Genomic DNA, 24,046 nt, shown 5'->3' with positions numbered 1-24,046 from the left:
GTGCCCCAGCTCGTGCAGCAGGGAGTACATGACCGGGTCGCCCGACACCGCCAAGTATTTGCCTGATTCCACATCCGCGGCCCACTTCGCCGCCGACCCCTCCGCGTCGGTGGCCCAGCGCACATTGAAGGTGACCGTTGCCGCAGGTGTGCCGTCGGCGCGGCGGTAGGACGACGTTTCGGCGCGATGCTCCCCCGGCACACGTCCGATCTGAAGTCGAAACAGCGTCTGCACCAGGTGCGGGTGCTGCTGTGCGACCAGATCGATCGCCTGCTCCCACCCGTCGGTGACGCTCGCCGGAACATCCCGGTTCAGATGCCCCTTGACCGATATCCCGTATTTCTCGGCCATTCGGTCACCGAAACGACGCTTGGTCGACTGGTTCTCATCGAATCCCTGGAATTGCGGCCCCGGACCGATCGGGTGGACGCGCTTACCCCGTGCGGGTAGCCGGTACACCGGTCCGGACATCGCCTGCAGGTCCGCACGCAACTTCGCGATCTCGGCGCGTAGCGTCTGCACCAGTTGCCGGGCTTCCGGATCCCGACGGCCCGCGCGCCCGCCGACCGCTCGCACCAGCTTGTCATTCTCCGCCGCGAGCTGGTCAAGTCTGATCCGCAAGTGATGCCAGGTGAGACTGTCCGATTCCCGCCTTGTCCCGTCCATGACGAACTGCAAGCGGACCAGATCCCGCCGGAACAGCGCGACCGACTCCTTGTAGTCGGCGAGACCGTCGATACGGTGCCGCTCCAGCTCCCGAAGCTGTTCGCGGACATCCTGATTCGCCTGGGCGTCTGGTCGGACCGATCGGGGCTCACCGCTGTCGCCGTTTTCGCCCGGGAAGAATCGTTCGCCCCGGCGGCCACCGAATACTTTCACGTCGGCGAGCCAGTCCGGGAGATCGAGCGCTTCACCGGGTTGCAGAGTGTGTGTGGCCCGGCCTTCGCGGAATTCGAACCAGACAACCCGGCAGTCCTCAAACCGCCGTGCCCGGGCGCGCACCGCCGCATCGCCCTCGATGGTCCGCGGCCGCCCGTGGTCTATCTCATGCATGACCAGACCGCGCTGCGGGCACCAGAGCACGGTGACCGCGTGTCCGGTCCCGTCGCCGTGCAGCACCGCTGCCTGCACGATCAGGTGCTTCTCGGACACCCGCCGCACCAATGCACGCATCGTACGGACCCGGTTATGTCCGGGGTGGATCTTCGATCCCAGCGTCGTGCCCAGCGCGGCCAAAGTGTCGCCGCGCAACCGGTCTCCCTGCGCAGGCTGGACCGGCGGATCCCCGACCTCGCCGTTGGCTTTCCACAACTCCAGCTGCGTCTTATGCGCCGAAAACGTCGCGCACTCCCCCACCAGCCGGAGTGACTCCGGGTCTTCCGGGCGTTGCGCCGGTGCGGGTGCGGGTTTCGCGGCGGCGCCCTCGGCCTCCGGGCGGGCGGGTTTCGGGGCCCTGTCGGACAAGGAAGGGTAGTAATCCGACGGCGACGCTGCCGCCCACACGGCGCGTCGTTGCGCATCGGACGCCCTGGGATCCCCAGTTACCACCCACCATGCGACCGGCGCGTCGACCCCGGCCGCATGGGCCAGTGCACTCAGTGGGGTCTGGCTGGCGAACTCGCCCCGATTGAACCGACCGTCGTCGGTGTAGTGCGGCGGAGTGAATCTGTCGCGGACGAATTCCGGATTGATCCGTGCGGCGAGATCAGCACGCAGCTCGCCGTATCCCAACCACTGGGCGGCGACCAAAATCCGTTGGCCCAGCTCCGTTTCCGCGGATTTGCGGCCGGACAGCACCGCCTTGACGTCTTCCTTGTGTGCCCCGGAAAGCCTGGCCACATTCGCCACTGTGGGCGGTTGCGTCTCCCGATGACCGAGCCCGGAGTACAGGCGGGCCAGCCTCCGCAGTACCCGATCGTCGCCCTGCTCCGCGGCCTGCAACCGCTCGAGCTCGAGCCCACCCAGTCGTTCGGTCAACGCCAGCTGCAATGCCCGCACCTGGATGGCATCCATCGGTGCCCGGGGCCGGTCGTCGTCCTGTTCGGGTGCGGGCCGGGCACCCATGTTTTTCTTAGGGCCGCGTTGGGCCTGTTCCGATGGCACGAACCGGATGTCCGCGCGGCCGCCGTCGTGGATAACCATGACATGTACGTCGCCGATATCCCTGGCATCGGCCAACCAGGCAGTGATCTCGGCGCCGCGCAGCGGGCGATTCGGGTTCGCGACCTTGTCGAAGAGAACGACCTCGTTCTCTTTCAACTTCCATTCCAGGTGCAGCTCAGCGAATTCCTTGCTCACCCGGACAAAGGCCGCGGCATGCGCGCCAACCACCGCGTCGGGGTCCCGCATCAGCGGCTCGACTTCCAACCCGACCACGACCACCCGGGCGGTGCCGGTCATCAACGCAGCCGCATCGGCCATACCCTGCGCGCCGGCGCCGATCGGCCCGTCCGCCCAGCCTGCCACCAGATCCTCGGCCAGCACCAGGCCACCCAGCCCGACCTCGGCGTTATCGCGGTCCGGCTGCCGGGCTTCCTGCCGGGGACGGCCGAATACCTCCATGACGTTCTGCTCGACCCACAGGGCACAGCCGAACGGACCCTGCTTCAGCTGCGCCAGCACGGCCGATATGTCCTCGGCGCGCGACGGCGTCCGCTGGTCGGCGAGCCACGGCGTAGTGCTGTCACCGACAGACGACTCGGTGGGCCGGTGGTCGACGGCGGAGGGCTGTGGTTCCTGCGGCGATGGTACCGGGTCGCCGTCGCGCGGCACCCGCAGAACCAGCTCGACCTGGGGAATGCCGTGCTCGATCAGCGCCTGTATCGGATCTCCCGGATCTCCCGAGGCGGGCGGGCTGTCGCTCCGGGTGAATGCGTGCCTGTGGAAGAACCGTTCGGTGCTGGTATTCGCGGTCACCGCGACCCGCACCGGCGGCTGCCAGCCGTCCAGCACAGTGTCGAGCAACCGGGCGCCGATTCCCTGACCCTGATATTCGGGATCGACATGCAGGTACTCGACTGTCGTGGTGGTCGCGCCCTCCCAGGCCCGGGCCACACCGATAACCCGACGACCGTCCTTGGTCCGCGCCACCCGGCAGCGGACCAGCTGAGCGGCGGTCTCCGGGTTTGCAAGTACCCATGTCCAATGGCCGATCTGCTCGCCCATGACCAGGTCGCTGTCGAGCAGCCTGTTCAGCTCGTCCCGGTCGGCGCCGTTCTCGGCGTTGGCGGCGAGCATGGCCGCTTTCCAGACCGCGAGGATATCGTCGAGGTCCGCCGCCGTGGGCTCCTCGATGCGAATAGTGTCCTCGTCGATCGGATCCGCACGGCGACCGGCCATCGACTGCTCCAGCGGCGCCAGGTCCCGGACCCGGTGTGGTGGACGGAAAGCCGAGATACCGTTGCGGGCCAACCGCTTCCGTTGCTCCTGGCGCCATTCGGTGACCGGGTTCCGGCCGATGATGTCCGCGCCGCGGCCGTGGGCGATCAGCTGGATCGGCATCAACGGCGTCACATAGTGCGCGGCGAACACTGTCGGGGTCTGCCCCCACCGGCGGGCATCCGCGGCCAACAGTCTCCCGGCCGTCTCGCCCCGCTCCTCGGCTGCCTCGAACGGGAGCGCCCCGGGACGCCAGAAGATCAGCGCCTGCCGCGATCCGGTCGGAGCCGCATCGAATGGCAGCTGCTCACCCGCGCCGACCACGCCGAGCCACGCTCCGTCGGCAAGGTGGATATCGCGGACCGCCACCGCGAACCGGCCGCCCCAGGCACCGTGCAGGTCGGCCGCCAGCAGATACACCGTCGGGTTGTCGGGCAGGGTCGCCGCGTACTCCTCGGCCTCGACCAGCAGTTGCTCCTGATCGCGCAGCTGCTGATCGTACTCGCCGGGGTCGGCCAGCTGAATCGCCAACTCGTAGCGGTGGAACAGGTCGATGTCATTCGGAGTGAAATCCTCGAAGTTCTCGAGCTCGTTGGGTATTCCGCTCTTCATGATCGTCAGCCGATCGGCCGCGGTCAGCTGATTCCAGCGTTTCGGATCCACCCGGCCATCGGTTTCGCCAAGCATCCGGGCCACCAACAGATCCCGGCCCGCTTCCCGCTCCTGGACGGTCGGGCAGTCCGGCAGCGCCTGCCGCGGACCACGTCGTTCGACAACACCGGGTGAGCGTGATGGGGCATTCACTCCATCGGGTGTCGGCTGCTGTCTGGCGACCTCCCGGCCGGCCACATTGTTCACGCGGCCGGTCAGCCACCTTCCGAAATCGCGGTCTTCCGGGAGGTTTTCGATACCGCGCCGCAACTGCCGCCGTACCGCGGCGACCATCCGAGACACGGCGGCACGATCGGTGGTCAGCGTGGTCACCCGGCCGACGACCTCGGCCCAGAACATCTCCCACAGCTGGTTGACCGCGGCACGATCGCCGTCGCGCGCAGCGTCGACCCACTCGCGCACCTCGGTGCCGGTGGCGAACGCCTCGGTGCCCACGCGCACGATGCCGTCCGCGGTCACCGGCGGCCGGATCACCGTGTCGCCGGAATCCGGTTCCGGCGGTAGCGCTCCCCGCTCCCGGTGGTCGGCGACTACTCGGTCCGCGATGCCGGTCAACCATTCGACGAAGTCGCCGTCCGGCGGCATATCGCCGATCTCACGGTCCGCCGCCGCGCGGATCTCGGTGAGCAGGGTCCGCGTCACCTCGAGGTCCGTAGTCACCGCGAGGGCGAACACCGTGTCCCAATGCTGTCCCCACAGCAGGTCGAATTCGGCGGCATGCCCGCGGCGGGCGGCCTGCTCCCAGTCCCGCAGCTCGGCGGCAGTCGGGACCAGGGACTGGTAGCCGAGTTCGGCGGCGGCCTCCAATACCTTGTCCTGGTTCGCGGCTAGCACCTTCGGATCGCCGTCGACCAGTACCCGGGTCGCGATCTCGCGACTCACCCCGGCCCGTTCGGCGACATCCGCGACGCGAACGCGAGACGGACTCGCCTGCGCCGCATCCTGACTTGCCTCGGGTGCGGCCTGGTTCCCGGCTTCCCCAGGAATGCCGGGTGCCACCGCGGTGCCTATGTTCGGCTCGGTTATCAGCCACCCGTCGGCACGCAGCTCCGTGTAAGCCTCGCTGACGCCCGACCTCGCGATACCGAGGCGTTTCGCCAGCGGCCTTGCCGCGGGCAGCTCCTCTCCCGGGAGCAACCTGCCATCGCGAATCGCCTGCTTGATCGCCTGCCGCAGGGCCCGGCCGACCGGCACCCCATTGGGGAACGCGCCATCACCAAAGGCCCGCAACAGGTTCGCAACCCGATCCCGCTCGACGTCCCAGAACTCCTCGGCGGTCGGATCGCCGCCCTCCACCACGGATGCGGCGGCATCACCCTGGCTCACGCCGGGATCCACGTCAGACGTGTCCTGGGGCTCGGCTTCCGCCGGGATTTCGGGTGCCACCACGGTGCCCTGGCCTGGCGTGGTTACCAGCCACTTCAATTCATTCAGATTGGTGTAGACGCGGGCGATGGCCGGCCTGGAGGAGTCGAGGTATTCGGCCAGGGTTTCGGCGGTCGGCAGCTCATGGTCCGGGAGCAACCTGCCATCGCGGATCGCCTTCTTCATCGCCGCCCGCAGAGCGCGGCCGACCGGCACCCCGTCCGGGAACGCGTCGTCATCGAGGGCCGCCAACAACTGCACAACCCGAGTCCGCTCGACGTCCCTGGACGCCCCGGCGGTCAAGGTCTCCGGTAGCTCTTCGACGATGCCGTTGGGCAGCAACGTCGTCTCGTTGTTCTGGCGGTTCTTGTCGAAACCGATGAGCCAGATGCCCTTCAGTTCCGATGCTCTGCACATCTCTCGGATTTCTCCGCGCAGCCTCTTTCCGGGGTCGTGCATCTCGAACTCGCCGTTGCGGTGCGTCCACAGGTAGACGTGTGCGTCGACGCCGCCACGGGATTCATGGGTGCCGTCGATAACCACCGCGGAGACGCCGTCTCGCTGCTCCGGGGGCAGCTGTTGCACCCAGGTCCGGAAGGCATGTTCGGCATGCCAATGCGGCTCCAGCTCATCGATCAGGAAACGCTGGACCGTCCAGCTCCTTTCCCGAACGCGCTCGTGAACCCGGACGCCTGCCATGCCATTCGACGGTTCGTCGAAGCCCAACAGGCCCATGACCATCGACCAGCACTGATTCAGCTCATGTCCGGTGCTCGCCGCCGGTTGCGGCCGCTGCGCGGAGCCGTCATCGGCAGGCAGCGACGCGGTAGGCCGGTCAGTGCGCATCGTGCGGTCGAACGCTTCAGGCTGCGGCGGGCGTGCACGGCGGGGATGGCGGACGAACTGGACCTGGTCGAGGTGGTTGCCGTCGTCGAGCGGCAGAGCAGGGCGCGGCCGGAGGGACCGGTCGAAGCCACGGATACGCAGGAATTCCTCAGCACCGGTGCCCGGGACCACATCCGCGAGTACCCGCCGCTGTCCCAGGTCGGTCAGCACCCTGTCGAGCAGCAGGGAAGCGATGCCGCGCCGCCGATACAGCGGATCGACAGCGAGATGCTCGAGGATCGCCCGGTTCATACCGTCGTGTCGGACATAGGCGACGCCGATGATCTGTCCGTACTCGTCCCGGGCCACCAGCAATCCGGGCGGTTCGAGTTCGAGAATCTCCGCCCAGGCGGCAGTCTCGCGGGCCGCTGCCTCGTCGCTCTGCACGGTCTGACGCGCCACCTGTAGACCGACCCCAGCCTGCACGAAGCTGGCGAGCGTGGTTTGTTGGCACAGCCACATGATGGGTAGCAGATCCGGCAGCTGCGGGCGCTCGATGCGAACATCCGCCACCCCCACCGGATCACCGCCCTCGGCGATGGCCCGTTCCAGCGCCGCCAGATCCCGCACTCGAGGCTGCGGTGCCACGGCATCGGGTTGCGCGTTCAGCCACGTGGTCACCGGCTCGGTCAGCACGATATCCAGACCACGGTCTCGGCCGAGCAGCGCGATCGGTAGCACCGGCACCCGATAGAACCCGGCGTAATGCTTCGGACCAGCCTGCCAGTCCTCTAGGTCCCGAACCAGCAGTTGTGCGGCTTTCTCTTTCCCGATATCGCCTGCCCGCCAGAACACCAGAGTCCGGCCATCCAGGTGTTCGGGCTCGGGCAGCTCGTCGCCACGACCCAGAACACTCACCCGCGCCCAGTCAGCGAGGTCGATATCGCCGACCGCCACCGCGCACCGGCCACCCCACTCGTCGTGCAGATCCAGCGCCAGAATGTGCACCGGCGGATTCCCGGGCAGCGTCCGCGCGAATGCCTCGACTTCGTGCACGAAAACGAGCTGCTCGATCAGCTTCTCGTCGAACTCACCAGGCTCGGCCAGCTGGATAGCCAGCTCATTACGGTGGAACTGGTCGATGTCCCGGGCCAGGAAATTCGTGAACCGCTCGATCTCGACCGGGACACCCATCTTGACGATTTCCCGACGCACCGCGGCACGCAGCCGGTTCCACCGCACCGGAACCATCGGACCGGGGCCTTTGAGTTCCGAATTGTCGGCGTCGGCCGCGAGCACCAGATCCTCGAAATACCGGCGGGCCCGTTCCTGTTCCGGGCCGCTCGAGGCCTGCGGACGCACGACTGGAGCGGCACCGGCGATCACATCCGCAGGAATCTCCGCGGTTTCGCCGCCGGGCAGGACGGTGGTCGCGTCGTTGACACGGTCCGGTCCGGCGGAAAGGGCGATGGTGTTCGGCTCTGCCACTCCGGTCCGCGCCGCTGCCGCCAACTCGTGCACGGCATCCCGCTCATCCGGCTGCCCGGCCAAAGCCGGATCAGACGACGACTGCCCACCGCCACCCGGCCCCCCATTCGGCGCCGTCGGAATTCTCATCCCGAACCAAATCGCCCCACTCATGACGAGCTCGCCGAGCCGCGGGTTGTCGCCGGTGGTCATCACGATCTCCCGAGGCGACGGATAGTCGTCAACCGGTCCATCGAGACTGTTCAGAATGGCATCCAGCCGGTCCTGATCACTGGGAGTAGCTGTCGCGCGGATCTTTTCAATTCTTCGTTTGATGTTGTTTACCGAAATGGTCAGCAGCACCGGTTCGGGATCCCAGACATAGCCCTTCACCCAAACGACGCCACCGTTATCGCCACCGGCCTCGATGTAGATCCGTTCGACTCCGGAACGGCGGTAATAGTCTTCCAACTGAGCGAAAGCGGTCGCGAATCCCTTTCGACGCGCATGTTTCTCGAGCCAGAGGCTGATGTTGTGGACGACGATCCGGTTCTGATCGTCGCGGTAGAACGTCCGTTCCAGATCGCCTACCTCGACACCATTGTCGTCGAAGATCTTGCCTGACATCGCGATGACGACGCCCGGCGTCAGTCTGATGCCTGAAGACAGAATTGTGGCACCGGACGTTGTCATGCCGAGGATTTGTTCGTCATCGTAATTCGATGGATCCGCAACTACATATGACGCGCTGATCTCTCCGACCCGGTAAGGGCCATATCGCCCCTCGATGCCGCTGAGTTGCCTCGTCAATACGTCGTCGTCACGATCTTCGATGCGGACATCCAAGAGTTCGCCGAGCGGTGAAACCGATGACAGGTTCGGAAGCTCGGTGGGCGGCACCTGATCGGGGTTGTCCCGGTTGACCGCGTCGCGCCCCAAGTTCTGCTCGTCGCCGTGATCCGGAATCCCCTCGGCCTCGCTCAGGGGTTGTGGCCGCGACTCGGGTATTGCCCCGGCGATCACATCCGCAGGTATCTCCGCGATTTCACCGCCGGGCAGGACAGTGGTCGCGTCGTTGACCCGACCACCCTCCTGCTCGGCGGTGAAAGCGACGGTCCAGATACCCCGCAGATCCTGCGCTTCGAGCTCCCCCGGCGCGCCGACGCGGCCGTTGCCCAGATCCTGCTCCAGGATCTCGCCGTTGCGGCCCTGGTCGTCGCAGATGAACTTCCACAGCCTGACGTGACCATTGATCCCGTCCCGGGCCTGGTGCAGGCCGTCGATGACCAGCAGCGCCGCACCATTGCGCTCGGCGGGATCCAAGCCTTCCACCCAAGCCAGGAAAGCCACTTCGACATGCAGGTGCGCACGCTCCGGATCAACCGCGAACTCCTGCGCGATCCACCCCTCCTCCTGCACAGCCTGCCAAACCGGAGTACCACCGAGACCGTTGTTACGCGCCGGAAAACCGAGCATGCCCATAGCCAACGCCCAGCACTGATTCCGCGGGTCCCCCACTTCCGCGAGCACCGCAGCCTCATCGAGAGGCCGACGGTAGGTACTGTCACCGTCCACCGGGGAGACCTCGATCGCGTCGGTCGTGAACCGGGTGTCATCGACGGCGATGGTGGTGACAGCTCTATTGGCGTGTTCGCCGTGCTCCACGATCTCACCGGTCACCTCTGGCTCGGCCGATGGCGCGGGTGTATTCGCCCCTGCCCCGGCCTGATCCGGTGTTCCCGCAGTCAGTTCCCGCAATACGACTTCGCGGGCCAGGATCTCGTCGTGCCGGTCGAGCCGGTCGAGGATGTCATTGCGCACCGTCTCGTCGGATAGCTCTTCGGCCATCGCGCGCAGCGCGGTCGGGGGTACCTCATCCGGGTCGTCGATGACGGCACCCTCGCCACGCAGCAGAGCAACAGCCTCGTCGAACAGACCGAACCGCTGCTCCAGCGATGCCGCGATCTCGGCGTGCAGCTGCGCCAGCTCCGCTTGCGCCTGGGTCGAATCCGGCGGCTCCGATCCGCCGCCACCATCGCCACCGCCTGCGGGTGCCGATGCGGGCGGCGCGTCCGCTTCGGCGGCATCATCGGGATCGGCCACCGAGGCGGCCGGATCCTCGACCGACAGTTTGGTATCCGATTGCTGTTCGACGATCATCGCGGCCAGCTGGGGTGGGCTGGTTGCCCGTAGGTGGGTGAGCGCTGCCTTCAGCCCCTCGCCCACCGGGTCGCCGAAGCCTTCCGGCGGCCCGACCCGCCAGTGTTCGCCATCGAACTCCAACACCAGCTGCGTCGAGTGGCCGTCCACCACGACGGGCAGCATGGTGATCTCGACGGTGTCGCCGAACGGCTGGTCGTCCAGCCGCGTCGGATCCGGCTCGACGGCGGAGATGGCGATGGGCTCGAGGTTGCTGTGATCCTCACGCGGCTCCAGCTCCGCGGCGTCGAACGGAAGGTCGATCTGTTCCAGCAGCGGCGGCGTCAAAATGCCTGCCGCGCAGGCATTCATCACTACCTGGCGGGCCTCGCCGTTCGCGACCAGTCGAATCCGCGGCCGCGGCCTGCCCTCGGCGTGAGCGTTGAAGTTCAGTGTGGGAACGATATTCGCCAGCCACTGCGCCAACCATGGTGTCGGACGCAGGGTGTCTGGCTCGTGCCAGGCCACCGCGGCCACCACGGGTCCGTCCGCGGGCTCGGCGCGGTACAACTGCCCGGTGTCGCGCACCCCGGCCTGCAGCGGCCCCATCGACACCGACCGGTCCATCCCGGTCTGCAGGGGCTCCAGCGACACATGCACGATCACCAGTTCGGCTTCGCCCACGTTGCCGAAACCGATCGCAGACGGCAGCGTGCCGTCCTCCGGCGCGTTCAGGTTGAGGTGCAGCACCTGCACTTCCGGTGCGCCCGGCAGGGTTTCCGCGGTGCGCTCGGCGTGGTCGACCACCGCGACGGCGCCGTCGACCTGCGCCAGCCAGGACCGCACGGTGTCACCGCGGCCGCCGGCTCGGTTCATCATGGCGCTCAGCACGCGTCGCGGGTCGAAGTCCGGGTCGTCCGGCGAAATATCCGGCACGACAAGGTTGTCCCGATTCGGCGCCGAGTTGCCCGCCCGCAGACCCTTGTCCGCGTCCGCGAGCAGGTAGCGGACGTCGGTCATCGCGCGCCGCCAGGCCTCGTTGGCTTCCTCCGGCCGGACACAGCGCAGCATGCCGACCCGCTGCGGCGTCGCCGCGGTCATCCCCGCCTTCAGGAAGGGGTCCAGGTCACGCCACTCCGGGAGCAGATCGGCCGGAGCGACCTGCTCGAGCGCCGCCCACCCCGTCCGGGCCGCGTGCCGGTCCAGGTCGGTGGCCACCTGGTAGTCGGGAGACGTCGCGCGCCGCACCGGGCCCAGCCGCACAGTTACCTCATCGCCGAACCGACCGCTCTCGGCGGCCGAGCGCACCACCTCGGCACCGTCGAACTCCCCGGTGATGACCAAGGTGCCGGGGTCACCGGCGGGCCGGAGCCGTTCTCGGGCCGCGACCGTCGCCGACATCCGGTCGGCCAACTCCATAGCGTCCGTATATTCGGCATCGGCGGCCCGGCTCACCGCATCCGGCCGGAAGTCGTAGCGGAACTCCACCACCCACGCCACCGCTGGGTCCGATTTTCGTGCGACAACGAACTCTTTCGATACTGTCCGCACCAGTGCGGTGAGCTCGGTCTCACTGCTCGCGGTGCCGGAGATCAGCCTCCTCTCATGGTCGGCGTTCGCGCTGCCGTAGCCGAGGGTGACACTGCGCCGCCCGTCTGGTCCGGCCGGGAACGGATCGCCGTCCGGGCCGATCTCCGGCAGCCTGCCGTGCGACAGCAATTGCACCGGGATCCGACCGGCCTGCCGGTGCACCGTGGACCGGGCGTCGTCCCGCACGATCTGCGCCCGCAGCAGATCGAACTGCCGGGGGAAGTCGTCCTCGGCCCGAGCCCGGTCCAGGTCCTCGGTCAACAATTCGGCCTGCAGCGCGTCGCGTCGCGCCCATGCCACGCCGGCATCGTCGGCCGCCTGCCGCCGGGGATCCGGCTGTGGATCGCTGTCGCGTGCGCCGCTGCCCGGCTCATGGCCCGGTAGGGCGTTGGCCCACACCGCGCCGTCGGCGGGGCCGCGGCCGCGTGGGCCGAGCAGCCCGAACGGCCGGGCCACCGGCGCAGCCAGATCTTGGACCGCTCGTGCCGGTCGGTCCAGTGCGGCAGTCATATCCGTCGGCATGGCGGGCACGCCCGCGGTCAGCCATGGCGGCCGTCGTTCACCGCTGGCGCCGTCCGGAACCGGGTCCATCTCCGGACCCACCTCGGCGGTTTCGCCGATGACGTACCAGACCACTTTGCCGTCGGTCACGCGGTACCAACCCCAGCGCCCGAGGGTGAATCCGCCGGTGATCCGCCTGCCGCGCCTGCGGAAAGCCCACTCCAGCTCCCAGTCCACCGGGTCGCGGCCAGGCGGGCATGGTGGCCGCGGCTGCAACGGGACTCCGCTGCTGGTGTCCTTGACCTTGATCACCACCCAGCGCCTACCTTGGGCACGCTCGTGCAGGTCCACCGTGACGGTCACCGGACCCTCGGCGTGATCGAGTGCATTCCCGATCACCTCGGAGCCCACCAGGACCGTTTCGTGGATCATCTGGGCGGGCAACCCCATCGCGGCCAGTCGCGCGCTCAGCCAGCTGCGTCCGACCTGGAGATCTGCCCTACGTAACTCAGTATCGTCAGGTTCGGTCAATCCGAGGGTCAGCTTCGGCGGCCGGACGCCGCCGCGCTGGAAGAATTCCAGCCGGACCGTCTTGCCATCGTTCAAGGGTGCGACACCCCAGTCGCCGGTCAGCGCATCCAGCTGCGGGACACCCTTGTCGAGGTTGTACTTCAGCTCATGTGCCACAACCGGATCCGGGCTGGTGGCGACTACTTCGACATGCAGTCGCTGCGCGCCGATATCGCCGTCCACCCAGGCGGTCAACCACACCTGCACATCGCCGTGCCGGAACGCCTTGTTGACCAAGGCTTTGATCAGTCGCTCCGCATACCGCTGCTGACGCGGATCACGCCAGCCGTGCCAGCGCATCAGATCGCCGATCTCCCGACGCAGCACACCCTTGCGTCGCTCCCAGTCCTTGCGGGTCATCGCGGTCGGGTCGATTTCGCCACGATCGGCGACTGCCGCAACGGTATCGGCTTGCTCGCGTTCCTGGGTGCGGATATGCGAGTACACGGCCGCGATGGCGGGACGAGCCCAGACTTTGTTCTTTTCCTGATTGAGCTTGTCCAGGCCGTCGCCGAGCGGATCGTCGTAGCTGCCACGCTGTTCCGGCAGCGCCTGGCCACCCTGGTCGGGCAACCAGCCCTCGTGCACCATGGCGGCGACGTACTCGACCGCCAGGAAGCTGCCCAGGTCGACCCCGTGGTCGTGGGCGTCCGCCGCGGCCTGCAACGCGGTTCTGGCGCTGACGCGGCACTGCTCCTGCCAGTGCGGCGGCAGTTCCCAGAGGGTCCTGCGGCTGTTGATATCGAACCGCTCTTGCGCGGGCGTCTCGTCGGTCACCGGCAGACCGTCGATGTGCTTTTCCCGCGGCGTATACGTTCCGTCTGGCCTGCGGTACAGCTCGCGGTACCCGGCATAACCCTCGGCGGCGACCCGGTCGATATCCATCAGGAGGATGGTTTCCAGCGCGGTGGGGCCGAGCAGCGCGGCGACTTCATCGCGGAGTTCCTCGCCCGCCGGTTCGATGCCGCTGCGGCCGACCGGTGTCTCGGTGAACACCATCGTTTCGAGAACGGTCCGGCGCAGTAGACCGCGGGCATCGATCGCACCACCGTCGGTCTCCAGCTCGGTGATCGTCTCCAGCTCGACGATCAGTCGCCCGGTACCGGCGACCCCACTGGCCTGCGCACGGAGCGTGCCATTGCCGTTGGTCAGCAGATAGGAAATCTTCTGGAACAACTCGCCGAGCACACGGTTCTGCTCGTCCTCGGGCCAATCACCCATCAGCTCCGACAGCGCCTGCACAGCCAAGGCCACCCGCCACGGGTCCTCTCGCCGCAGCGGCGCCTCCATGGTCACCCGGGGAATGAGCTCATCATCGATGGTCACCGACAACAGATCGGTACCCGAGGAGTGCGCCACCCGCAGCTGCTGAATCGGGAAATCCTGGTCATCGATGAATTCCGGCTCCAGCCAGGCATCATCGGCACCATCCAGCACGATCCCGACCGTCGCGGCGACCAACTCCGCGGTGGCTTCGTCGATATGCGGGAACAGCGCCAGGACCTCGCGCACCGCGACAGTGACCGTGTCGGATGCCGGACCGACCCGGACCCACACCACGTAGCCGCGCCCGCGCGGATACCAGCCTTCCCAGGCACTGGTCTGCTCCGGTGTGCCCTGCACCGACGGCCGGTCTTTGGCAGGAAGTTTGCTGACCTTCGCTTCCAGTACGAGCGTCGGATTGTCCAGCAGCCCATTGGTTGTCGCCTGCAATTCCAGCGGACCGCTGGTTCGACGGAATGCCTTGGTCGCGAACGCGGCACAGATGATCACCGCATCTTCGATCCAGCTCTGCTGCCAACCATCGGTGCGCAGCATCGCGGTCACCCGGGTGCTCACCGGGTCCTCGCCACGCCGGCGGAGGAAAGAGGACAGCCGCTCCCGGAAGGGCTGCCGCTCGACGGTCCACGACTCGGTCTGCCCGAGCAGCGCGGCGACTTCATCGCGGAGTTCCTCGCCCGCCGGTTCGATGCCGCTGCGGCCGACCGGTGTCTCGGTGAACACCATCGTTTCGACGGCGGTCCGGCGCAGTGGACCGCGGGCATCGGTCGCACCGCCGTCGGTCTCCAGCTCGACGATCAGTCGCCGGGTACCGGCGATCCCACTGGCCTGCGCACGGAGCGTGCCATTGCCGTTGGTCAGCAGATAGGAAATCTTCTGGAACAACTCGCCGAGCACACGGTTCTGCTCGTCCTCGGGCCAATCACCCATCAGCTCCGACAGCGCCTGCACAGCCAAGGCCACCCGCCACGGGTCCTCTCGCCGCAGCGGCGCCTCCATGGTCACCCGGGGAATGAGCTCATCATCGATGGTCACCGACAACAGATCGGTACCCGAGGAGTGCGCCACCCGCAGCTGCTGAATCGGGAAATCCTGGTCATCGATGAATTCCGGCTCCAGCCAGGCATCATCGGCACCATCCAGCACGATCCCGACCGTCGCGGCGACCAACTCCGCAGTGGCTTCGTCGATACGCGCGAACAGCGCCAGGACCTCGCGCACCGCGACGGTCTCACGTACCAGTTCGGAGTTCTCGTCACGTTCCGTACCGACCCGGACCCACACCACGTAGCCGCGGCCGCGCGGATACCAGCCTTCCCACGCACTGGTCTGCTCCGGTGTGCCCTGCACCAACGGCCGGTTTTTGGCACGCAGCTCACTGACCCGGGCTTCCAACACAAACGTCGGATTGTCCGGCGTCCCATCGGTTGTCGCCCGCAATTCCAGCGGACCGCTGGTTCGCCGGAATGCCTTGGCCACGAACGGAACACAGGTCAGCACCGCATCCTCGATCCGGCTCTCCGCCCAACCATCGGTGCGCAACATCAGGGTCACCAAGGCGCTCACTCGGTCGACCTCACCCCGACCGCGCATGAGTGGCAGCCGCTCGACGAACCAGGACCGATCGATCGTCCACGACATCGTCCGTCGATTCGCCGACGGCACACCGGACGGCGGCGGCTCGTGACCGATCGGCACGTCGTCGTGCGGCTTGGTGACGCCCGGCTCACCGTTGCCGGGCACATACTCGCCCACCGGCACGCGTCGGCGGTCGGCGAAGATCGCGTGCTCGGCAACGACACCGGGTTGCTGTTGTCCCCAGATGTATTCGCGCTTGATCTCGCGTACCCGGGGGCGTTCCAGGTCACCGACACTCGCCGCATCCCGCTCCCAGTTGCGCATGGTGAGCCACGGCAGACCGAGCGAATTCACGCCGCCCTCGTACACCAGCTCGCTGACATGCGCGGTCCGGTCGTCGTAGACCCGGACCAGCGCCGCCCGCGCGCCGCGGCCCACCTTCATCACGTCCAGGGCGATGCGGTCGGTGTCCGTCCGCGGCTGCACCGGCTCGTCTTCCAGGACGGGCCTGGCGAGCCCGAAATCTGTCGGCTGCCAGGTACCGCGCAGCCCGGCGCTGAGTTCATCGGCATTTCGGGTGACGCCCGCCAGTGCGCGCGGGTCCGCGCCGGTCCAGTCGGCGATGATGTAGCCGGTGCAGTCCTTCGGTTCGATCCCTTCCAGATCCTCCCGATGCCCTGGCGAGGAGAGCCGGGAGACGTCCGGCGAGCGCCATGTCGCAAGGGATTCCGGCCCCACCGCCGCATAGACCGAATGCAGGTGGTGTCCGACACCGGTCGGCCCGAAGTCGTGATCGAGGTCGTCCATCACCGCCGCCACAATGGCCGCGCCCTCCGCGTGCTCGACGAAGGCGACCTCGGGCCTGCGCCCGGCGTGCGTTAGATGGGCGCGTGGCGGCAACCAGCCGTTGATCCGCTCGATCACCCGGCTCGCGGCCCGCTGCGCGTTCCCCGCGAGCTTCGGCACCACGATCTGGGCGGTGGCCTCGACGCGCCGACCGGTGCCGTCCGGGCGGCCGAGGACGCTCGCGGTCTGGTGGTACGCGGCCCGCGCCAGTCCTTCCGCCGCCGTCAGGCCGGTGTGCACCTCCCATCGGCGGGTGGTGTCGAGATCGTTGTAGGCGAACGCAGGCTCGTCCAGCGACAGCAGATGCACCGGTGTCGGCTCGGCACCGGGAATCCGCGCCGCCTGGCGCTGGGCCTGCGCCAACAGCTCCACCAGCTGATCCAGCTCGTCGAACTGCCGCTGCTGCTCGGCCGTGCGCTGGTTCTCCGGCACCTCGGTCAAAGCGGCAATGCGATGCACGATTTCGTACCGGTGGATCCGGTTGAGCCACCGCGCCGGGACACCGGCCAGGTCGGTCAGCTGCTCCGGGTGACCACCCTCGGCCAGCGTCCACCGGTCATCGGAGACCAGGGACGCGAAAAACTCCGCGGTGCTGCCGAACTCGTGCCGTCGCGCCCAGATCGCGGCCGCCCGTTCCTTCGCCCCGGGCGCGGGCGGGAACGGCAGGGTGGCGCCCACCGGCGCCACCTCATCGGCAATCCGATCCCAACGCTGGTCGATTTTTTCGGCCTGCTTCTGCAGTTCGACGAGCTTCTCGGCGACCGTGATCATGTCGGCGAGCTGGTGTTGCTCGTCGTCCGCGGCGAACTGCCGCCGTCGCTCGAACCAGATGTCGCGCAGCGTGCCCGGCACCCGGTAGCGCAGTGTCAATACCTCCAAGGGCACTCGACACTGGCCGGCCATCCGGGCAAGGTTCAGCTCGAGGTCCTGGAGCCGGTGGAAGACCTCGATACCGGCCACCGCGTCCCAGAACCGGTCCGCCTGCTCCGCCTTTTTCAGAGCTTGATTGAGCTTATGAGCATCGATGATCATGTCGTCGAACAGCACTCGCACAGCAACGGTTGTCACCGAGCGGCGGGCGAGTTCTTCGCCCAGTTTCTGCCACCACTGCTGTGGCGGACCGAATGTCGCCAAGTCCACCCGGCACTGGTCGGCCATTTCCGCCAGACGTGCCTGGAGGTCCGCGATCTGCTGCACGGTCACGATGTGGTCGGCTGCCCGGTCCTCGAGTCGGGTCACCAGATCGTCCAGCCGCCGGACGCTGTCATCGGCCCGCCGGAAGTCCTGGGCGAGCGCGACCAGACCGTCCAGCCCACGGTAGCGCGGCGACTGTTCCGCCGTACCGGGGCGATACGCCTGCTCCCGCAACGCGCGTACCTCGGTCAGCGCTCCGGGGTCGGCACCCAACTGCTCGGCGTCCTCCGAGAACTGCGCCACATGCGCCGCATGCTGTTCGCGGTAGCGCTGCTCGGCCCGCTCCCGCTGCGCACCGGCATTGCGGCGCTCTTCCACCACCACCTGAATACCATTGAACTGCAACGCTTTTCGGGAAAATATGACTTCATCGGCCAGCACCTGGTCGTAGTTGGCCAGCGCATGCTCGATTGCCTCAGAGGCCACCCCTTCCGGCGAGAGCAAGCGCTCATACCTGGCCCGCTCCTCGAGCCGGTCACGCGAGGCCCGCACTCGCGCCAGCCCATCCGGTTCGAACACACGGTGCGGTTCGATACGGGTCCGGATGGCATCGAGCTGCTGCGTCATGAGGTCACGCATACGAGCCAGGTTTGGTCCCAAAACCCGCGCGCCGGAATAGCTTTCCGGCACCGGATCCGGTACCGCCCGCAGATGCCCTCCCCGCGGCGACCCATCGTCCCGCGGCAAACCGAGGATCCGGCCCTGCAGCGCCTTGATGTGCTCGAGTCGCTCCAACCGATCGAGGTTGTGCCCGACGAATTCGCCCCCGATGAACACGCCGTCGGCGTCGATACCTGCCGCCATCACCTCCTTGACGAACTCGTCCAGCCGCGCCACCTCCGCGGCCAGCTGTTCGCCGGTGAACTCCTGCCACACTCCGTCCTCGTCGACATGCCGCATCACCACCACGAACCGGCGGTCGGCCGTGCGCTCGAACTCACCGTTGGCCTTGCGCAGGCAGGTCAATCCGATCGCGTGCCCACCGCGTCGACCGTCACCCACCACCAGTAGCCGGACACCGCCGCGAATTTCCAGGTCTGTCACGGCCTGCGCCACCCGGCTCCACGGAGTTGTCCAATCTCCCATCCCCGCGGCAGCGATGAGCACGTCCTCACGCACATTCCGCGCGACAGCCTGTGCTTCCATCCGCACCATGGCCGATTCCGGCAGCACCCGATCGGGGAATGTCGCGGCGACTTCGGCCCGCGTCATATTCAGCACCGGGAGTGCGCAATTCCCCACTCCCACCGGGGTTCCCGGACGCAGATAGCCTGCGGTGCCCTGCGGTCCGCCGGGCACGTCGACCAGGTCGATCTGCGCCTGGATCTTCTCGGCCAGCTGACCGGGGCTGCCCGCCCGCAGGAAGCCGAGCGCATCCGCGAGGGCGTTGCCGATTCTGGGGCCGGTGCCGTTCGCGGGCCGGACCCGCCAGTGGCCTGGGTTGTCGCTTTCCAGTGTCAGGGCGATCTCGTTGCCGTCCACCTGAACCGGCAGCGTGACGCTGTCGATCGGGTTGCCGAACGGTTCGTCGAGGTGCGGTTTCTTGCGCAGACTGTCCAGCAGCGCGGCCGCATCGGGGATCGCGATCGGGACGAGACCGAACTGGGCCGCAGCCGGATCCAGGCCGTCCATGTCGAACGGCAGCTCCACCTGTTCCAGCAGTTCCTGCGCCAATACCGGTGCCGCGCAGGCATTCATAGCAATATCGACACCGGGATCGTCACCGACCAGTTCGATCCGCGGCCATGGCCTGCCGTCGAGGTCGGCGCAGAAGTTCAGTGTCCGAATGAGGTTCGCCAGCCAGGCGGCAAGCTGCGGAGGCTGCCGGTTATCGGGTTCGTGCCAGGCGATCACCGCCACTGTCGAGTCGTCCGCCACCGCCGCCCGATAACGGTCGGCGGCCCGATCGATCCGACCCGGCAATGGCTGCGCGGACACATCCACGATCACGCGCGCGGCGCCGCGGGCGTTGCCGAATCCGATCCCGGACGGGCCGACCCCGTGGTGCGGATCTTTCAGGCTGAGCCGCGAAATCTCGACGTCGGGCGCCCCCGGCAGACCTTCCGCGAGCCTTTCGGCCTCGGTCACCAAGGTCACGGTGTCGTCGATATGCCGCAGCCAGTCGCTGTCGCCGAGCGGCCGCAGCCAGAATCGGGCATGGGTCAGTCCGTCCCGCCAGGCCGAGTCGACCTGCTCCGGTGGCACACCGGGCATCAGCGCGACCTTCTCCGGGTCCACGTCGAGCAGGAGTTTCTGAACCTCGTCACCCAGCCCGTGCCATCGCAGCGGGAGCGCGGCAGGCTCCAGCCCGTCGAGCGAGTCCCACACCGGCCTCGCGTTGCCAGTGCGTTCGGTGTCGGCGGGCCGGGAGTCGGTGAGCACTCGGCGCTCCCGGTCGATGGTCAGCCTTACGGCAGCACCGAATTCGCCTTGTTCCGCGGCCGACCGGGCCACCGCGACACCGTCGTGCTGTCCCCCCAATTCCACGGTTCCGGGGTTCCCTGCGGGCCGCTGCTCCGCGCGGGCCGCCACCGATGCCGCAATCCGCTTTGCCAGCGCCGCGCCGGTCACCGCCACGGCGTCGACGGCTCGGGACGCGGCGTCGTGACTCTCGTCGATCCGGAACACCGCAACCAGCGATATGTCATCCGAACCATGCTCCGCGGCAAAGGCTTCCGAGACCTCCCGCACCCGAGCGGCGAGCGTGTCCGGCCCTGACACGGTGCCGAACACACGCCAGATCTCGTGCTCGGCGTTCTCCGCGCCCAATCCGATCGTGAACTCTGAGCGCTCCGGCGCAGTGACTTCCGCGGGCGGAGCGGGAACTTCGTCGTCGATCAGCGCACCGTTCATGTCGATGGCCGGCAGCGAATCGTGCCACAACAGTCGCACCGACACCGCACCCGCCACCCCATCCCGGGCCGTGTCCAGCACCATGTCGGCCCGGTCGAGCCGTCGGGTACGCACGACATCCTCCCCGGCGCGGACCTGGTCTTCGACCAGCAGCTGCTCGTGCAGCGCACCGCGCCGCACCCACGGCACGGTCGCATCGTTCGCGGCCACCCGCTGCGGCCGGTTCGGCTCCCGTTCCAGCAGATCCGGGATGGTGGACAGCTGCGCGTCGAACGCGGCCTCGTCCAGGACGCCCTGTCGGAGAACGGGCTGCAGGGCGTCGTAGCAGGCGACGGCGAACTGCCGTACGGCATCCAGCCGAGCCGCCATATCGACATTGCCTTCATCCAGCAGCTGGTCGCGGGCCTCCCGCAGGCTTTCCGCCAGATCCGGACTCGCGATGGCCCCGGGTTGCTGGACCTCGATGCCGATCCCTTCGTCATCGGCCCGAGCCAGCAGCCGCGCCAGCGCCGCGTCCATTTGCCGTGGGACATCGAGTACCCGCTCGGCCAGTGCGACGAGGTGCGCGCGTGCTTCCTTCAGCTGGTCATGCCACTCCTGCCAGCGCTGCTGCTGCGGTTCGTCGCGCCGGGTCGTCGCCACCTGGAGCTGCGCCTGGGCCCAGCACAGCGCGTTGTCCAACGCCTCGATCCGGTGTGCCCGGGTTTCCGCCGCGATGGCCTTCTGTACGGACTGGATTGCGATGCGCAGGATCCGCAGCACAGCCGGATCGGTATGCTCCCCGGCCTGCAAGAGGACGAGACGAGCCTCCAGCTGCTGCACCATCGTGGCATTCAGCACGCCACCCGAATCGACACCGAATGGCGCACCGTAATCCACCAGCTGTTTACGGTTGTCGCCTGCCTCTATGACCGCGGTGTCGCGGATCGCTATCAGGTCGTCGAATGGGACCGGCTCCAGCGGGATCCTGATGTCCGGGGCGGTCTCGGGACCGATGTCCATCAGTGCCAGCAGCAGCGCGGCATTGTGGTGCCGCTTGTCGCGGTCACGCCGATAGACCTCGTCGATCCGGTCGACCAGCGCCCGAGCCTCGGCGCTGTTGGGATCGGCGGCACGGATCCGCTGTTCGACCTCGTAGGTCGGGAGAATTTCCTGCGCCGGATCCCAGCCGAAGCCGAGTATGTCGAGGCCCAGATCGTCATCCTCCGGCCACAGATCCTCGTCTTCCAGACGCATGGCTTCCGCGGCCAACTCGTTCAACTGGGCCAGCGCGGTCATCAGCGGATGCAGTCGTTCGACCGGCCAGATACCGTTTTGTACCCGCGCCGCGGCGAACGCGACCAGCTTCTCCAGCGCGTTGATCGTCCAGATCTTCTCGGCATGCTCATCGCGTTCGGAGAACAATCGAGTCGATTCGGCGTCGTCGGCGAACCGGATGGCGGCACGCTCCACGAGATCCGAGGCGAGTCCGCGGGCCCGGAGGTCACGCAGCTCAACCGCGGCGCGCACCATCCCCACCGGACCGAACAAAAGCTGCCTCGGCACATCGAGATAGCGGGCGAAGTTGGTCAGTGACTGGTTGTAGCGACCAGTGGCGTGGCCCGGGATCGGCGAGTTGGACGCGAACGCGTTCTTTCCGTATTTGTCCCGCAGCGCATCGGTGAGATTCGACCATGCGATCGCCGAACGGCGACGCAGGCGGATCAGGGCGTCGCCGAGGCCGATCTTGTCCGGTTCATTCACCCGGGCAGCGATATTCGCGATCGGGTAGTCCACGCCGGCGATAGGCTCGTCGGTCGGCGCGTCCTTCGGATCGAGCAGCGGCACGAGCGCGTAGACCTTGGCGATATTGTGCGGCTTGTCCCACCGGTCATAGCGGACGAGTTTCTTGCCGGGTTCGCGGACCCATACCTCGTCGCCGAACTGCAGATAGGTCGCCGCATGCGCGCCCGGTATGCCCTTGCGCTGGTAACCCTTGTACGCGAACGCCACCGTGATGGACTTGATCCCGGCCGCTCTGGTTTTCGGGTCGAGCAGGAAGTCCCGCGGCCCGCTCAGCTCGCCCCAGCCACCGCGATACCAGTAGCCGTTGACCACGCCTTCGGCGATCTCGCCGGGAGTCCCATTGTCCGGCACCACGAATCCGGCCAGGGTATCCGGGACCGGCAGGCCCTGGGCGTGCCACATCTCGGTGGCGGCCACCGGCAGGCAGTTCACCGGATATGGCCGGTGATATCCGGCCAGGCCGTTCCTGCCGTCATCGCTGATCGCTCGGCCTGCCCGCCAGCTGCCGATCGACTCCGGGCGCAGGTCGAGGTGGATGATCTCGTGCCGCTTGGTGATCGCGATGACCTCGACCAGACCCTTGACCGGGTGGCGGCGCAGGTAGTCCGCGACATTCTCCGAGTTGGCATGGCAACGGGACAGGTTGAGCACGATCCGCTGGGTCTGCCCGCTCTTGACTTTGCGCCAGATAGTGCCGCGGATCGATTCGGCTTTATTGGTCCGCGGCGCGTAGTGATCGAATACCCGCAGTTCCTTGCCGATCAGGTAATCCGGGTTCTTCTTCAAGCCCTCGATCTCGGGGTTCTGCGCGACGTCGTAGCCGGCCTGCGCCAAGAACGCGGCGACATCGTTCTCGTCCGTGAGTTGCAGCCACGGAATCAGCGTCCAGCTGTCGGCGACATGTGTCGGAGTTCCGATGGGCTTGGTGTGCACATCGGCAAACCGCGAAGGCGCGGTGAACTCCTCGGTCGAGGTGAATTCCGGTCGCCCCAGCACCGCGGGCCCGCGCTCGGCGAGCACGTCGAGGGCATTGCGCAACAGCACATCGGCTCGCCCGTCGCGCCGCTGTCGCCGTCTGCCCGCCCCACCGGGCTGGATCAGCTGCGGGCTATCTGCATTCGGCACCGCCACCCGGATCACCGGAGCGGATCCGGCGTCCTCGCGCGTGAGGGCGTTGAGATCCGGTGTAGCCGCGCCGATCTCCAGGGTGCCCCAGCCCTGCGGGTTCACCGTTACCACCTCGGGGTCGAACGGGACCACCCGCTTCACGGCGTCGAAGATCACCGCCATCACCCGGACCACCCGGCGCTTATCCTGCGGCAGGGGTGCACCGTGCGCCAATACGAACGCGTGCCCGTCGGCCTCCAGCAGCCCCGGCTCCGGTTCCGGCTTCGGCCGCCGCCAGAGCCGCTCCCACCATTTCTCAGGAACCGTGTCCGCGGGCGGCATGTCCTCGAACACGTTCACCACGGCCGCGTGTGCCCCGGGGCCTGCCAAGTCCAGTGCCGCCTGCAACGCCGCGTGCGGGCCCTCCGGATGCTCCGGATCCACTACCAGCTCGACCAGCGGCACACCCAGGCACTCCTCGATGGCGGCCAAGGTCATGCCCCGGAGCCCCACCTCGTCCTGGCCCGGGACCCGCGCCACCGGCACGCCGAGATCCGCCAGCTGCCGCATCATCACCGGCACGCAGTGATTCGGCACCCTGCGAACATCCGGTACCACCGGGGTCGCGGTCCCGTCGACCCCACGCAGCCAGTCCGGCAGCGGCGGACGCCAGTCGGTGATCTTGCGCAGCCCGTCCGGCAACGGCTCCGCGGACTCCCTCCGTTGGCGACTCCACAGCCGGTACCGCTGACCGCCGGGCTGGTCGCCGGGCACCGAACGGACCACGAGCTGCGGCTCATCTGGGTCATAGGTCAGCGAGACCGCGGTATCGCTCGATTCGCCGATCTCGGCCAGCACCGGGTGACCGGTTACCAAGCGCCGCTGCGTTTCCGGA

The 24,046-nt window shown here is 67.6% G+C and carries 1 protein-coding gene (only partly in view); it reads right to left on the bottom strand.

The whole window is internal to a GNAT family N-acetyltransferase gene (locus OH799_RS28730) on the bottom strand: the coding sequence, 177,828 nt in all, runs 96,885 nt past the left edge and 56,897 nt past the right edge, and what appears here is coding positions 56,898-80,943 (codon 18,966, partial, through codon 26,981, complete); the first complete codon in reading order (the gene reads right to left) occupies positions 24,043 to 24,045. Both codon boundaries (start and stop) fall beyond the window edges.

It is taken from the genome of Nocardia sp. NBC_00881 (assembly GCF_045207455.1).
Taxonomy (GTDB): domain Bacteria; phylum Actinomycetota; class Actinomycetes; order Mycobacteriales; family Mycobacteriaceae; genus Nocardia.
The sequence above is the reverse complement of the archived record's forward strand: the minus strand, read 5'-3'. Positions and strand labels throughout refer to the sequence as shown.